At 29.6% G+C, this 15016-nt stretch carries 15 protein-coding genes; 14 read left to right on the top strand and 1 reads right to left on the bottom strand.

What is annotated here, in order from left to right:
- Position 1 precedes the first annotated feature (1 nt).
- From ASC44_RS16555 to ASC44_RS16525, 7 genes are all read left to right on the top strand, one after another.
- Positions 2-1069 (top strand): glycosyltransferase family 2 protein, encoded by a 1068-nt coding sequence (locus ASC44_RS16555; RefSeq protein WP_055448732.1) that lies wholly within the window; start codon positions 2-4, stop codon positions 1067-1069.
- A gap of 3 nt (positions 1070-1072) precedes the next feature.
- A complete protein-coding gene (locus ASC44_RS16550) occupies positions 1073-2221 on the top strand; it encodes a glycosyltransferase (protein ID WP_055448731.1) in 1149 nt (382 codons plus the stop codon).
- The gene (locus ASC44_RS16545; RefSeq protein ID WP_055448730.1) at positions 2211-3167 is read left to right on the top strand and encodes a glycosyltransferase family 10 domain-containing protein; all 957 of its coding nucleotides are present in this window, start codon (positions 2211-2213) and stop codon (positions 3165-3167) included. Before ASC44_RS16550 ends, ASC44_RS16545 begins: the two co-directional genes overlap by 11 nt.
- A 9-nt stretch (positions 3168-3176) precedes the next feature.
- Entirely contained in the window at positions 3177-3962 is a 786-nt protein-coding gene (locus tag ASC44_RS16540; protein ID WP_055448729.1) for a glycosyltransferase family 2 protein, read from the top strand.
- A gap of 1 nt (position 3963) precedes the next feature.
- A complete protein-coding gene (locus ASC44_RS16535; protein WP_055448728.1) occupies positions 3964-4698 on the top strand; it encodes a class I SAM-dependent methyltransferase in 735 nt (244 codons plus the stop codon).
- Positions 4699-4792: 94 nt separating this feature from the next.
- Positions 4793-5863, top strand: coding sequence for a GDP-mannose 4,6-dehydratase (gmd, locus tag ASC44_RS16530; RefSeq protein ID WP_055448727.1), 1071 nt, complete (start codon positions 4793-4795; stop codon positions 5861-5863).
- A gap of 1 nt (position 5864) precedes the next feature.
- The gene (locus ASC44_RS16525; RefSeq protein ID WP_055448726.1) at positions 5865-6908 is read left to right on the top strand and encodes a GDP-L-fucose synthase family protein; all 1044 of its coding nucleotides are present in this window, start codon (positions 5865-5867) and stop codon (positions 6906-6908) included.
- Between the two features lie 395 nt (positions 6909-7303).
- Here ASC44_RS16525 and ASC44_RS16520 read toward each other — a convergent pair whose 3' ends face one another.
- Complete coding sequence (locus ASC44_RS16520) at positions 7304-8449, bottom strand: acyltransferase family protein (protein ID WP_083476333.1); 1146 nt, start codon at positions 8447-8449, stop codon at positions 7304-7306.
- Positions 8450-8592: 143 nt separating this feature from the next.
- Between ASC44_RS16520 and ASC44_RS16515 the strand changes: the two genes are divergently transcribed.
- The 7 genes from ASC44_RS16515 to ASC44_RS16485 all read left to right on the top strand — a co-directional run bounded on the left by ASC44_RS16515 (position 8593) and on the right by ASC44_RS16485 (position 15012).
- Positions 8593-9747 carry an acylneuraminate cytidylyltransferase gene (locus tag ASC44_RS16515; RefSeq protein ID WP_055448724.1) on the top strand — a complete coding sequence of 385 codons (1155 nt, stop codon included), beginning with the start codon at positions 8593-8595 and terminating at the stop codon, positions 9745-9747.
- Between the two features lie 5 nt (positions 9748-9752).
- Positions 9753-10628: an N-acetylneuraminate synthase family protein gene (locus ASC44_RS16510; protein ID WP_055448723.1), complete on the top strand. Its 876-nt coding sequence runs from the start codon at positions 9753-9755 to the stop codon at positions 10626-10628.
- A 1-nt stretch (position 10629) separates the two neighbouring features.
- Positions 10630-11466, top strand: a complete 837-nt coding sequence (locus tag ASC44_RS16505; protein WP_055448722.1) for a polysaccharide pyruvyl transferase family protein — start codon at positions 10630-10632, stop codon at positions 11464-11466.
- Positions 11459-12856: a glycosyltransferase family 28 protein gene (locus tag ASC44_RS16500; protein WP_055448721.1), complete on the top strand. Its 1398-nt coding sequence runs from the start codon at positions 11459-11461 to the stop codon at positions 12854-12856. Before ASC44_RS16505 ends, ASC44_RS16500 begins: the two co-directional genes overlap by 8 nt.
- A gap of 19 nt (positions 12857-12875) precedes the next feature.
- Positions 12876-13592, top strand: a complete 717-nt coding sequence (locus tag ASC44_RS16495; protein ID WP_055448720.1) for a glycosyltransferase family 2 protein — start codon at positions 12876-12878, stop codon at positions 13590-13592.
- Positions 13589-13912: a hypothetical protein gene (locus ASC44_RS16490; protein WP_055448719.1), complete on the top strand. Its 324-nt coding sequence runs from the start codon at positions 13589-13591 to the stop codon at positions 13910-13912. Before ASC44_RS16495 ends, ASC44_RS16490 begins: the two co-directional genes overlap by 4 nt.
- Before the next feature lie 272 nt (positions 13913-14184).
- Positions 14185-15012, top strand: a complete 828-nt coding sequence (locus tag ASC44_RS16485; RefSeq protein WP_152973362.1) for a hypothetical protein — start codon at positions 14185-14187, stop codon at positions 15010-15012.
- Positions 15013-15016: the final 4 nt, after the last annotated feature.

Here is a 15016-nt window from a genome sequence, read left to right as displayed (position 1 = left end):
ATTGGTAAGTATAATTCTAACATATAGAAATAGAGATCTAAACATTGTAAAAAACTGTTTAGAATCTTTTGCTATACAAAACAATAAAATTTTTGATGTTGTTTTAGTAGATTATGGGAGTGTTTCTAAATACTATAATGATCTTATACAATTATTAGAAAATTACAGTTTTGTAACTTTAATACATTGTAAAACAGAATTACAATTATGGTGTAAATCAAGAGCAATAAATATTGCGCTAAAAACAATAGAAACATCATATTGTTTTGTTGGAGATATAGATATGTTATACCATCCAGAGTTTATTAATGTATTAGAAGAAGAGGTAAATAAAACGAAAACTACTTATTTTCAAGTAGGTTTTTTAAGTGAAACAGAATCTAAAAAAGAAAAAGAGTTTAAAGACTACAATGTTGCTTTTAAATCTAGTAAGGATGCAACAGGCATGACTCTGTATAACACAAATCTATTAAAATCTATTAATGGTTACGATGAGTTTTATAATGGTTGGGGAAGTGAAGATACAGATGTGCACATGCGTTTACAAAACGCTGGACACCAAGTTAATTTTTATGCAAAACAACTATTAATGCTGCACCAATGGCATCCTAAAAATTATAGATCAAAAAATGATGTTACTCCATTTCATTCTACTTTAGAACAGGTTAATACTGCTTATTTAGATTTAGTTCCAATCACAAAAAAGATTAAAGCGAATACAGCAAATAATTGGGGAATTTATAATCAAGAGAATTACAGCAAACTTGAAATAGTTGATACAAACTATAATCTTACTAATAAAATAGGAGAGCTTGCAGCGTTTATTAATGGTGTGTTATTAATAAAAAAAGACCATGTTATAACACTATTAATAACTGAACATAAAGAATATAAGTCTGCAAAGCAGAAAACAAAAGCGTTGCTAGGCAAAAAAACTTTGGTTTTTGAGAGCATGCAAAGTATTAACGATAGTTTGTTAGAAGCCATTATTAGAAACCTTAGAAACCAAGCATATCAATACCAATTTAATAGAAATACAAATAGTATAACATTAACCATTAAATTATAAGCTATGCGAATTTTAATGGTTTCTATGAATTCTATCCATTTTCAACGCTGGACAAATCAATTAAAAGATTCAGGTCACGAGGTTTTTTGGTTCGACATTAAAGATGGCGCAAAAGTACCCAGTCTGTCTTGGGTAACAACATATCAAGGTTGGAAACAAAAGCTACCAAATATAAAAGGAAAGCATTTTATAAAAAATAAGCTTCCCAAATTATACAAAGCCTTAGAGAATGATACAGCAAAAGTATTCGAAAAAGTAGTTTCAGAAGTGCAACCAGATGTTATACATAGTTTTGTGCTCTATATTTCGTGTACGCCTATTTTAGAAGTTATGCGAAAGTATAATGCTATAAAATGGATCTATTCTTCTTGGGGAAGTGATTTGTATCATTTTAAAAACCTACCAGAATATAAAATAGACATTAAAAAGGTGTTGCCAAGACTAAATTATTTGTTTACAGATTGTAAGCGTGATGTGCAGTTGGCTAAAGACCTAGGTTTCAAAGGAGAAGTTTTAGGAACTTTTCCAGGAGGAGGAGGTTACAATTTTTTAGTTTCAGATAAATATATTAAAATGCCAGTATCTACTCGTAATACTATTTTAGTAAAAGGCTATCAAGGACGATCTGGAAGAGCAATAGAGGTGTTAAAAGCTTTAGAGCAATTGGTTTCAGAATTATTAGATTATAAAATTATAGTTTTTGGTGCAGACATAGAAGTAGAAGCCTATGTTACTAACAATAAAAAGCTTCATAAATTAAATATAACTGTTCATGCAAAATCTCAGTTTTTAATTCATGAAGCAATTTTAGAGCTTATGGGAAAAGCGAAAATATATATTGGAAACAGCGAAAGCGATGGTTTGCCAAATACTTTGTTAGAAGCTGTTGTGCTTGGTGCATTTCCTATTCAATCTAATCCAGGAGGAGCAACAGAAGATATTATTATTCATGATAAAAATGGATTGCTTATTCAAGATTGTTATAATATTGAAGATCTAAAAAAACAAATAAAAGTAGCATTGGAGAATGTTGAGTTAATAGAAGAAGCATTTGCTTATAACCAACGTTTTGTGAAACCTAAATTAGAAATTAATCATATTAAAAACAAGGTATTGAAAGCTTACCAATCAATTCAAAATAATGACAACTAAACTATACAAAGCATCAAGTTTTAAATACACACCTTTTGATGGTTTTCAAGAAGGAGATTTAGAATTTTTAAATAAAAATGGAGTTGAAATAGTTGAAAATATTCAAGAGGCAGATATTGTTATCTCTCAAAATTTCAAACATTTAAAAAAACATTTCTGGAGAGGGTTATTTGGAAAAAAATTCCTGATTTGGACACCAGAGTCGCGCTTCGATACGCATTTTAAAAGTAAAGTAAAAACCTTTTTTAACTTGGTAACTTGTAACATAATGAATGTTTATACTAAAGATGTATTTGCGACCAATACATCTTTACATTGTACTCTAATTAACAAGGATTTACCACTTTTAAAGCAAGGTTTTGAGATAAAATCAAGAAAAATAGTGGCTTTAATGTCTTTTTATAAGGGATTAGATTCTGAAACATTAATTAAAGATGGAGAGAATAGAGATTTAATAGCTTTACGAACAAAAATATGTTTAAAGGGAAATGAAAAAGGTGTTTTAGACGTCTACGGAAAGGGATGGCCTAAAGGTATTTCTAAAGAAGACTCCCGTGAAGGTAATTGGGTAGAAAGAAAAAAACAATTATTAGATAATTACCATTTTAATTTGTCTTTCGAGAATACTGCTGCTTATAATTATATGACAGAAAAAATTTGGGATAGTATAGAGAATTATTGTTTGCCAATTTATTTTGGAGAACATACTAATGCTTATGCCTTATTTCCTGAGAATAGCTTTATTGATTATTCTAAATTTAATAATACAGAAGAATTATTTAATTATATCAATTCAATGAAAGATGCTGAGTTTATTAATAGGCTTAATAAATGCATTTCTACTTATAATACTATTAGTAGTAAAGGAGCTAATTTTGAGCGAGCAGAAAGAGAGCGTATGTTAAATAATATAGTGTCTAAAGTCCAATATATTTGTGATAACTAATTTAACAGGATGATAAGTGTAGTAATTAGAAATAAAAATGAATCGCAATACTTGAAAAAAGTATTGCATATTCTGGATACGCTTTATAAAGAAGATATTGATGAGGTTATTTTAGTAGATAATCTTTCTACGGATAGTAGTCTCGAAGTTGCCAAAAGCTATAATTGTAAAATAATAAGCATTACTAATTTTTCTTACGGTAGAGCAATTAATATGGGAATAGAAGCCTCTAGAAATAATTATGTTTTGTTATTAAGTGCACATGCAATACCAATTGGAAATCATTTTTTTAAATCTACGCTCTCTTTTTTGAAAACAAAAAAAGACATTGCTGGATTACGTTATATTAATTCGTTTAATAATTATGAGAGAGCTTTAGAAAATAATTTTTTAATTAAAGATCCATTAAGATATGGATTGATGGCAGCATGTTGTGTTGTAGTAAAAAGTGTTTGGGAACAACATAAAGTAAATGAGGACTTAGGCTTTAGTGAAGATAAGGAGTGGTCATATCGCGTTATGCACGAAGGGTTTAAAATTTACGATTTTAATGAAACATTCTTTTATTTTATAAATAGAAGTAAATCGTCTTTAGTAAAGAGGCATAAAAACGAAACATTAGCTAATCACCAACTGTTTAAAACAAATCCTCCGTCGCGTATAAAAGTAATTCTAGGTTTAGTAAAACGAATATTTTTCAGCAATACTAAAGTGTTTTTTGGTACTGCAATTTTGGATATAAAAAAAGCTATTGCAACTTTTCAAGTAATAAGAATATTAAATAAAAAGGACTAATATGGAAAGCGAAAAATACGTGCATACTGCAAAGATTCATAATATGACTGCGCCAAAAATAATAGTTGACTTATGCTTAAAGCTTATAAAACCTACGAGCGTTGTAGATTTTGGATGTGGTATTGGAACTTTTTTAAAAGCCTTTAAAGAAAAAGGAATTACTGATGTTTTGGGCATGGATGGTAGTTGGGTTAATAGAGAAATGTTGCAAAATTTCTTGTCAGAAAAAGAGTTTAAGGAAGCGAATTTAGAAGAACCTATTTTGTTAGATAAAAAGTATGATCTAGCTATTTCTCTTGAGGTAGCTGAGCATTTAAAAGAAAGTGCTGCAGAAACTTTTATAGAGAATCTTGTTAATTCTAGTGACATGATATTGTTTTCTGCTGCAATTCCGCATCAAGGAGGTCAAAATCATATAAATGAACAATGGTTCGATTACTGGCTCGCTAAATTTCATAAACAAGGTTTTGAAGTGTTAGATGTTTTTAGAGCAGAATTATGGAATAAACCTCAGGTTAATTGGTGGTATAAGCAGAATATATTTTTGTTAGTTAAAAAAGAGAAAATAGGATTATTAGAATTGAAAAGTGCTAATAGCATTCAAAATTGTATTCATCCTGAGCATTACCTTGAGAAAATAAATGAACACAAAAATTTTAGATTAGGAAAAGGAAGAGTGAAAATGTATTTAAAACTACTTTTTAAATCAATACTTTATAAGTTAAAACTTATTTAAGTAAAGAAAGATGGTTTTAAATTTCTATAAATAAAAAAGCATATAATAGTATAGATAACCTATCCTAATTATCTTTACGAAAGAAAATATAATAATGAAGAAAGCCTTAATAACAGGAATTAACGGTCAAGACGGTTCTTACCTTGCAGAGCTGCTGCTTGAAAAAGGATACAGCGTTCATGGTATTATAAGACGTAGTTCTACGTTTAATACACAACGTATAGAGCATTTATATATAGATACTTTACTTAAAGACCAACATAAAAAACAGAATATAAAATTGCATTATGGTGACATGACCGATGCTACAAACCTTATTCGCTTGGTACAAGAAATTCAACCAGACGAAATTTATAATCTAGCAGCGCAATCTCATGTAAAAGTGTCTTTCGACATGCCAGAATATACCGCCGAAACAGATGGTATTGGTACATTAAAATTATTAGAAGCCGTTAGAATTTGTGGTTTAACACATAAAACACGTGTGTATCAAGCGTCCACATCAGAGTTATACGGTAAAGTTCAAGAAACACCGCAAACGGAAACCACACCTTTTTATCCGCGTTCTCCTTACGGAGTGGCTAAATTGTATGCCTTTTGGATAACTAAAAACTACAGAGAATCTTATAATATGTATGCTGTTAATGGTATTTTATTTAACCACGAGTCCGAGAGACGTGGAGAAACCTTTGTAACACGTAAAATTACTTTAGGAGCATCAAGAATAGCGCATGGTATTCAAGAAAAATTATACTTAGGGAACTTAGATGCAAAACGCGATTGGGGCTACGCAAAAGATTATGTAGAATGTATGTGGTTAATGCTACAGCAAGATATGCCAGAAGATTATGTAATTGGAACAGGAGAACAACATAGTGTTCGAGAGTTTTGTGAGTTGGCTTTTGCCGAAGCTAATATTACTTTAAGATGGGAAGGGCAAAATGAAACTGAAAAAGGAATTTGTACTAAAACGGGAAAAACAGTAATAGAAATAGACCCTAATTATTACAGATTAGCAGAAGTAGAAACCTTACTTGGAGATCCAACAAAAGCGAAAACCAATTTAGGATGGAATCCATTAAATACATCGTTTTCAAAATTGGTTAAAATTATGATGGCTCATGATTTAGACTATGTTGTAAAATATAATGCTAACGTACATTAATATGCAATTAGACTCTAAAATATTTGTAGCAGGACATAATGGGTTGGTAGGAAGCGCAATAGTAAAAACGCTTAAAGCTAGTGGTTATACCAATTTAATAACCAAAACACGTCAAGACGTTAACTTGTTAGATTTTAATGCGGTTGATACTTTTTTTAAAGCAGAACAACCTGAGTATGTGTTTTTAGCAGCGGCAAAAGTTGGAGGTATTTTAGACAATACAACACGTAGAGGTGATTTTATATACGAGAATTTAATGATTCAGAATCACGTTATTCACTTAAGTCATGTGCATAAAGTAAAGAAATTACTCTTTTTAGGAAGTACTTGTATTTATCCAAAATCCTGTCCGCAACCCATAAAAGAAGACTATTTATTAACGGATGTTTTAGAGTACACAAATGAGCCTTATGCTATAGCAAAAATAGCAGGTATAAAAATGTGCGAAAGTTATAACCTACAATACGGCACTAACTTTATATCTGTAATGCCAACTAATTTATATGGTCCTGGCGATAACTTTAATTTAAAAACCTCTCATGTTTTACCTGCTTTACTGCGTAAAATCCATTTAGCAAAGTTATATGCTGAAGGTAATGATGCCGAAATAATAAAAGATTTAAAAGTATCTAATTTCGCTGAAGCTGAAGCAATATTAAAGGACTACAAGATTACAAAAACATCAGTTGGTATTTGGGGAAGTGGTAAGCCAATGCGTGAGTTTTTATGGTCTGAAGACATGGCTGAAGCTTGTGTGTTTGTTATGGAAAGTATTAATTTTAAGGACTGTATTAATAACCCAAAAGAAGTCAGAAATACACACATTAATATTGGAACAGGAGAAGATATTTCTATTAAAGATTTAGCTTTATTAATTAAAGAGGTTGTTGGTTATAAAGGCGATTTTAGTTTTGATGATACAAAACCAGATGGTACACAAAAAAAATTAACAGATTGCTCTAAAATAAATGGCCTAGGTTGGAAATATACAGTGGTTTTAAAAGAAGGTGTTTCGAAATTACACAGTTGGTATAAAAACAACTAATTTTGGTTGCTACTCATAATCCATGCTGTAACAATTAATGCTATCTCTTTGGAGTACTAAAAAACGAGATATATTACTAGAGTAAGATCCTATAAGAAATTTAGAATGTATTAATAAAATAGGAATCTTTTAGTAAATCTAGAGAATCATTCCATTCTATATTGTCTAAAGTTTTTTTATAAAATATTGTTTCCATAGCCAATAACCGTTTCCGTTTTCTTCTAAAACAATCTCTTTATTTTTTGACTTATTTCGATAGTGCTCATTTGAGTAGTTTATTGAAAAAAAATATTTTAGTTTGTAGGATTTTTATTTTTCCTGATTTTCATTGTTCCCTTAATTTTGTTTAGAAATATTACCACGAATGTTGTGGCGTAGTTCTATAGTTGAAAATACTAACGTTGCTCATTAGATAAATTAATATTTTTAAATAGACGATTGTTTATTTTTTTGCCTAAAATAATACCTGGTTTTTCTATTAGTCTTTCTGTAAGTATTGCCAGATAATAGGTGATTGAAATTGTTAAGAAAAGACAAACAACAAATATGATTTTATAATTTAATACGTCTCTCAAATTAATATATACCAAATTAGAAAACTGACTTGCAAAAATAAAATGAAATAAATATACCGAATAAGAAACTCTTCCAATTCTAATAAGTGGCAAAATGTTCAAAAATTTATAGTGCTTAAATAACTCGATAAGCATTATAAATGTTATTCCACATAAAAAGGGAGTCAAGGTTAAGTGAAAAAAATAATTGAAATGTAGTATTGACATTAAAAAAGAAGAAAGGAATAGAGCTAAACATTCTTTTTTGTTCTTAAATAAAACTAAAGTTTTTTTTCTTTTTAAAGTTCTGTGGTAAATTATACCAATAAGAAATACTGGTAGCATGTTAAAAAGGTTATGATAAATAAACGAATATTCAAGATCTATTATGTAGATCATCAAATAAATAAGCATAAATGAGGCGAGTAGAATTAATATTAAATAAAAGTACCTTAAATACTTATTATTTGAGCTTAATAAAATATATAATAAAGGAAATATCAAATAGAATGACATTTCTGTAGCAATCGACCATCCTCCGGGTACTATATTTCTGCTTTCATATGGTATAAATCCATGTGTAAAGGTTAAGTTATATAGTATATTACTAAATGAGAATTCATTTCCTAATGCAAATGAACCTTTTTTAATATAATGCATAAAGCTATAAAAAATAGAATAAAATAGAATACCAAAGTAATATAATGGAGCAACTCTAAAGAAACGTTTAATGTAAAAGGAATAAATATTGTCTTTGTTTTTATTACTTCTATCTAATGACATGCATAAGGTTATAGATGATAGAATGAAAAATAACTGTACACCCATTCTTCCGTATTGGGTGAAAAAAGTGATATAATATGGTAATTGACTAAATGATTGAGATGTATGGATTAATACAACCATAAGTATTGCTACACCTCTTAAAGCATCAATATAGTCTAATTTAATATTTGACTCTTGTTGCTTTTGTATTTTAATGGACATATGTTATTTATATTTAGTCAGTTGTTAATAAATGTTTTAATCAAAAGTAGTTAAAAATACCTTTTGTCCTAATTTTTAGTTGTTTCATCGCTAAAAAATGTATTTTAGCAGCTGTTATTCAAAAAACCAACACTTTCAGCTAAATGAAAAAAATAGGATTTATTCCACTGCGTAAAGGGTCTAAAGGTATTCCTAATAAAAACAAACGTAAAATGGTTGGAAGACCTTTGTTTACGTGGGTTTTAGGAGAAGCCATTTTTTCGGAATTAGATGAGGTTATTGTTTATACAGACGATGAAGATATTATAGATTTTATAGGTAAAGAATACCAATGGACTACTAAAGTTAAAGCACAATTACGTAGTGCTGAAAGCGCCAGCGATACTGCATCTACAGAAATGGCAATGTTAGAGTATTGCGAGTCTATAGATTATAACTTTGAGGTATTCTGCTTATTGCAAGCAACCTCTCCTTTTACAAAACGTGAAAATATAAATGCTTGTTTAGAAAAAGTAAATGGCGATTACGATTCTGCTTTAACAGTGGTAAATACACATCGTTTTTTATGGAACGACAATGGAGAAGCTTTAAATTATAATCCGCATAGTCGCCCTAGACGTCAAGATTTTGATGGCTTATTAATAGAAAACGGTGCCGTTTATACCACCACAAAAGCAGCACTTAAAAAACATAAAAATAGAATAGGAGAAAAAACAGCTGTTGTTAAAATGCCTGAAGATTCACTATTAGAAATAGATACCGAAACCGATTGGGTTGCTGTAGAGCAATTATTAATCGAACGTCAAAAAAGAGCAAAGCAAGCGGCCAAAATTACACATGTTGTTTTAGATGTCGATGGTGTGTTTACAGATGGAACAGTAACATTCACTAAAGATGGAGAACATACTAAAGGTTTTGATATGCGAGATGGTATGGGATTAGAGATTTTAAGACAGTTTAATGTTAAAGTATTGGTTATGACTTCAGAAAATTCTGAGTTGGTTGCCAAGCGCATGCAGAAACTTAAAATTGAAAACGTGTATTTAGGTGTAAAAGACAAGTACAGCTTACTTCAAAATATAATAAAAGAAGATAATTTATCGATTAATAATTTCGCTTACATTGGAGACGATGTAAACGATTTAACAAATATATGTAGTGTTGGATGGTCTATAGCACCAAACAATGCCACAGATAGTGTAAAACAACATGCAGATGTTGTGTTGTCTAAACCATCAGGAGCTGGAGCGATTAGAGAAGCGTGCCAATTTATAATGAATTATAATAAAAGATTTTAAGATATATGAATACCTATAAAAAGCCATATGTTATTGCAGAGATTGGTTGTAACCATAAAGGCGAAATGGAATTGGCAAAGGAGCTAATTAAAGTGGCTAAAATTTTTTGTAACGTAGATGCTGTAAAGTTTCAGAAACGTAATAATAAAGAATTATTAACCGAAGCACAGTATAACGATCCTCATCCAAATCCTATAAATTCTTATGGCGATACTTATGGTGCACATAGAGAGTATTTAGAGTTCGATGTCAAGCAGCACCAAGAATTAAAAGGGTATTGTGAAGAAATTGGGATTACCTATTCTACTTCAGTTTGGGATGTAACGTCTGCAAAGGAAATAGCATCACTTAATCCAGAATTTATAAAAATACCATCAGCTTGTAATAATAACGTCGCCATGTTAGAATGGTTGTGTGAGAACTATAAAGGAGAACTTCATATTTCTACAGGAATGACAACTAAAGACGAAATTGAAGATTTAGTCAATTTGTTTAAAAAGCACAATAGAAATAAAGATTTAGTGCTTTATAATTGTACTTCTGGTTATCCTGTACCATTTAACGATGTCTGTTTATTAGATATTAATTTGTTAATTGAGAAGTATAAAGATGAGGTAAAACACATTGGTTTTTCTGGTCACCATTTAGGTATTGCAGTAGATGTAGCAGCGTACACTTTAGGTGCTAATATTATAGAGCGTCATTACACAATAGATAGAACCTGGAAAGGTACAGATCACGCGGCTTCTTTAGAACCTATGGGATTACGTAAGCTCTCTAGAGATTTAAGAGCAGTACATAGTGCTTTAGCTTTTAAAAGCCAAGATATTTTGCCAATCGAGCAAGTACAACGCGACAAGCTTAAAAATCAAAAAGGATAGTATGCTTTCAAGCCAATCGTTGCGATTGTTCTGGTGGAACGAAAAAAAACTACAAGGTAAAACCAAAGAAAATTATGGTGATCTTTTAGGACAATATTTGGTTGAAAAAATCTCTGGTAAAAAGGTGATTTGGGCTAATCCTTCAAAATTCGCGATTTCCAATTTTTTTAGTCCAATTTTTGTCACAATAGGAAGCATATTAACAAATGTGACAACTAATTGTATGGTTTGGGGATCAGGAATTATTTCTAAAGATTATGAAATAAAAGAAGCAACATTTTTAGCCGTTCGTGGACCGCAAACGAGGCTGCATTTAATTAAACAAGGTTATCATGTGCCAGAAGTTTATGGAGATCCAGCGTTATTATTACCACGTTATTATAAGCCTGAAATTAAAAAAGAATATACTTTAGGAATTATACCACATTATAAAGATTTCGATTTTATAACAGAAAAATTTGGAAGGCATGAAAAGGTGCTAATTATAGATTTAATGACTAACGATATTGAAGCAACAACAAATCAGTTTTTAAAATGCGAAGCGATTGTTTCATCTTCATTACATGGTATAATTGTAGCACATGCTTACGGTATTCCTGCGGTATGGCAAAAGTTTTCTAACAATGTGTTTGGAGACGATATAAAATATCAAGATTATTTTGAATCTGTAGCAATAGAGCCTTATGGTTCTTCTTTATTAGCTAAAAATAGTACAATAGAAGATTTACAAATGCGAATAGACAAAAAACCTAGTTTGCCAAAACAGGAAGCAATAGAAGCTTTGTGCAATGGATTAATGGAGGTTTGTCCTTTTAAAAAAGAAGAAAAAAATGTCTAAAAAAGTATTCGTTTTTTTTCCGGATGGCGTAGGCTTGAGAAACTTCGCATTTACCAATTTTAAAAAAATTGGAGAAGAAATGGATTTCGATATTACCTATTGGAATAATACCGTTTTTTCTTTAAAAGATAATCTTGGTTTTAATGAAGTTAAGATTGAAGATCATGCCGCTCACAAATTATTACCTGTATATACAAGAGCAAGAAAACGAGCCGAATTAAATGTATCGCGAGACAAATTTAATGACGCAGTTTATTCTACTTATAAGTTTCCGTTTAGTTATAAAGGCTTGAAAAATGGTTTTAAAACAATATATACAAAATGTCTTGTCGGTTTACATTCTTCAGAAAAAGGAATCGTAAAACTTAGAGATAAAATCAATGCTCTAGAGCGATCAACATCAAAATACAAATATTGTAAAGCACAGCTAGAACAGCATAAGCCAGATCTTGTTTTTTGTACAACGCAACGTGCTACACAATCTATTAGCGCATTATTAGCGGCTAAAGATTTAGGTATACCAACAGTCGCTTTTGTTTATTCTTGGGATAATGTACCCAAAGCCATGCAAGTGGTTGAAACCGATTATTATTTTGTGTGGAGTGATTTAATGAAAGCAGAAATGCTTAAATACTATCCATTTGTAAAAGAAAATCAAGTTATAGTTACTGGAACACCACAGTTCGAACCGCATTTTGATGACAGTTTAAAGCAATCTCGAGATGTTTTTTTTAAAGAATATAATTTAGATGTCAATAAAAAGTATATCTGTTATTCTGGAGACGATGAAACCACATCGCCTTTAGACCAATATTATTTAGAAGATTTGGCACATGCCGTGCGAAGTTTAAATAGAAAAGGAGAAAATTTAGCCATTATTTACCGTAAATGTCCTGTAGATTTCACCAAGAGATACCAAGCGGTAATTGAAGCGAATAAAGATATTATTGAAGTAATAGACCCAATTTGGAAACCTGTTGGCAACCAATGGAATCAAATATTACCAGCAAAAGAAGATTTTAAACTATTATATAATGTGTGCGAACATAGCGAGTTTGTAACCAATGTATGCTCCTCTACCGTTTTCGATTTTGTGGCTCATAAAAAACCATGTATTTACTATAATTACGAACAGCCACAACTTAAAAAAGGTATTCGTGATATTGGACAGAATTATAAATACGTTCATTTTAGATCTATGCCAAGCCAAGAAGCTGCTGTGTTTTGCACAGGTAAAAAGGATTTGGAAAGAATAGTGAAAAATATATTAGATGGTGAAGTTTCTAATGTGAATGAAGGTTTAAAATGGTTTGAAATTGTGGCTGGTAAAACACCAACACAAGCATCTCAAAACATTTGGACCGCTATCAATAATTTACTAATAAAATAATAGGATTTACCTAATCGATATGGAAATTAAAAAACTAACAATAGTAGTCCCTGTTTTTAATGAAGGAAATACAATTCATCTAATTCTCAATAAAATTAAACAGGTAAAATTACTCAATAACATTAAAAAGGAGGTTATTATTGTTAATGACTGTTCAACGGATAATACGAATGCATCTGTAAAAAAATATATTGAATCAAATAAGGAATTAGATATAAAATACTACGAGCACGAGAAAAATAAGGGTAAAGGAGCTGCTTTACATTCTGGGATAAAAAAAGCAACAGGAGACTATTTAATAATCCAAGATGCCGATTTAGAATACGATCCAGAAGAATATAATATTTTATTGAAGCCTGTTTTAGATGGTTTTGCTGATGTAGTATATGGCACTAGGTTTATGGGAGGGAAACCACATAGAGTTTTGTTTTTTTGGCACACATTAGGAAATAAGTTTTTAACTTTTTTATCTAATTTAATGACGAATTTAAATTTAACAGATATGGAGACGTGTTATAAATTATTTAATACTAAAATTATACAATCATTAAATTTAAAAGAGAAAAGATTTGGTTTTGAACCAGAAGTAACTGCGAAGATAGCCAGAATAAAGAATATTAGAGTGTATGAAGTCGGAATTTCTTATTATGGAAGAACTTATGAAGAAGGTAAAAAAATTGGCTGGAAAGATGGTTTTAGAGCCATTTATTGTATTCTTAAATATAAATTTTCATGAAAAACAGAATAGTTTTTTATATTCTATGTTTTGCAGGTGTTTTATATAGGTTTTATTATCAATTCTTAATTCCTTCTTTTAATGGAGATGAAATTTCCTTAGGTCTCAATATAAAAGAATTAAATTACAGTCAATTATTACAACCTATGAGTAGAGGACAAAGCGCTCCTCCTTTATTCTTATGGCTTCAAAAGTTTATTAGCAATTTGCCTATTCCAAATTGGATTGGTTTTAAACTTGTTTCATTTTTTATTTCAATTTTAGTAGTGATTGTGTTTCTTAAGTTTATAAAAAAAAAGCATACAACATTATTCTTTTAGTTCCTTTTACAATATTATTATTCAATCCATATGTAATATATCATTCGTTATCCTTAAAACAATATCCTTTTGATTTATTTGGAATTGTAGTATTGATTACATATTTCAAATCAAACAAATTCAAAAAAGCAGCACCATTTTTTTTTTTAATATGGAGCTTTCTGTCTAATGTGGCAATATTCGCTTGTGTAGGATTGTTATTATTTATATTCATTTCGCAGTTTTATAAATCTTTAAAAAGTTTACCAAATAGAATCATGGTATTCTTAAAGATGAATTATTTGTTAATTTTAAGTTTATTTCCTTATGTTTTTTACTTTGTATGGTTTATGTCTCAGCCGGGAGCTTCAGACCTTAAAGAGTATATGAGATTGTATTGGTCTGGTTCATTTATGCCATTCGATTCTTCATTTTTTAAATATTGGTTTTTTCAGTTACATGGGTTTTGGTCTTACTTCTATTCAATGAATATAATTTTAGCAATACTTTTATTCTTGCTAAGTTTTAATACATTTTTTTATCAATTATTAAAAAAAGAAGAAATTGAATTTAAAAATGAAATTATATTATGTTTTTGTATATTTCTTGTACACTTAGTGCTAAATATTTTTCATTTTTACCCGTTATCAGATAGGTTATATCTGTATTTAATTATACCTTTTATATTACTATTAACTTCTTCTTTAAGTTTTTTAGTCAGGAAATCACAAATTAATATTAGAGGAGTTAGTATTACGTTTTCTGTAATATTATTTTCTACTTACCTTTCTTATATTTCTTATAAAGAAAATGATGTAATGTCTGTTTATAACTATATTAATTCGAAAAATGAAAGTTCAATTTACTTGACAGAGAATACGAAGAAGGCTATTGATAATTTTAATATTTTTACAGATAATTATTTTATTGGAAACATTCATTTGTATAAACTAGATAATTCTTTTAATAAATCTAATTATCTAGTTTCAAGAGTTTACAATAAAATGAGACCAAATAAGACAGCTAAAGAGAATGTGAAGGTTTTAGAGTTTGTAAAAAACAATAAAATTGGTTTAGAGGTAAATATAGGAGGTTATAATGTGTATAGAATTTTAAAATAATAAT

This window comes from Lacinutrix mariniflava (assembly GCF_001418015.1).
GTDB classification, from domain to species: Bacteria; Bacteroidota; Bacteroidia; order Flavobacteriales; family Flavobacteriaceae; genus Lacinutrix; species Lacinutrix mariniflava.
This window is presented reverse-complemented; position numbering and strand designations above follow the sequence as displayed.

Coding starts and splice junctions, on each gene's coding strand:
- ASC44_RS16495 (WP_055448720.1), top strand. CDS start 12,876: ATGGAAATTAAAAAACTAACAATAGTAGTCCCTGTTTTTAATGAAGGA.
- ASC44_RS16510 (WP_055448723.1), top strand. CDS start 9,753: ATGAATACCTATAAAAAGCCATATGTTATTGCAGAGATTGGTTGTAAC.
- ASC44_RS16485 (WP_152973362.1), top strand. CDS start 14,185: ATGAATTATTTGTTAATTTTAAGTTTATTTCCTTATGTTTTTTACTTT.
- ASC44_RS16525 (WP_055448726.1), top strand. CDS start 5,865: ATGCAATTAGACTCTAAAATATTTGTAGCAGGACATAATGGGTTGGTA.
- ASC44_RS16520 (WP_083476333.1), bottom strand. CDS start 8,449: ATGTCCATTAAAATACAAAAGCAACAAGAGTCAAATATTAAATTAGAC.
- ASC44_RS16515 (WP_055448724.1), top strand. CDS start 8,593: ATGAAAAAAATAGGATTTATTCCACTGCGTAAAGGGTCTAAAGGTATT.
- ASC44_RS16545 (WP_055448730.1), top strand. CDS start 2,211: ATGACAACTAAACTATACAAAGCATCAAGTTTTAAATACACACCTTTT.
- gmd (WP_055448727.1), top strand. CDS start 4,793: ATGAAGAAAGCCTTAATAACAGGAATTAACGGTCAAGACGGTTCTTAC.
- ASC44_RS16490 (WP_055448719.1), top strand. CDS start 13,589: ATGAAAAACAGAATAGTTTTTTATATTCTATGTTTTGCAGGTGTTTTA.
- ASC44_RS16505 (WP_055448722.1), top strand. CDS start 10,630: ATGCTTTCAAGCCAATCGTTGCGATTGTTCTGGTGGAACGAAAAAAAA.
- ASC44_RS16550 (WP_055448731.1), top strand. CDS start 1,073: ATGCGAATTTTAATGGTTTCTATGAATTCTATCCATTTTCAACGCTGG.
- ASC44_RS16540 (WP_055448729.1), top strand. CDS start 3,177: ATGATAAGTGTAGTAATTAGAAATAAAAATGAATCGCAATACTTGAAA.
- ASC44_RS16535 (WP_055448728.1), top strand. CDS start 3,964: ATGGAAAGCGAAAAATACGTGCATACTGCAAAGATTCATAATATGACT.
- ASC44_RS16500 (WP_055448721.1), top strand. CDS start 11,459: ATGTCTAAAAAAGTATTCGTTTTTTTTCCGGATGGCGTAGGCTTGAGA.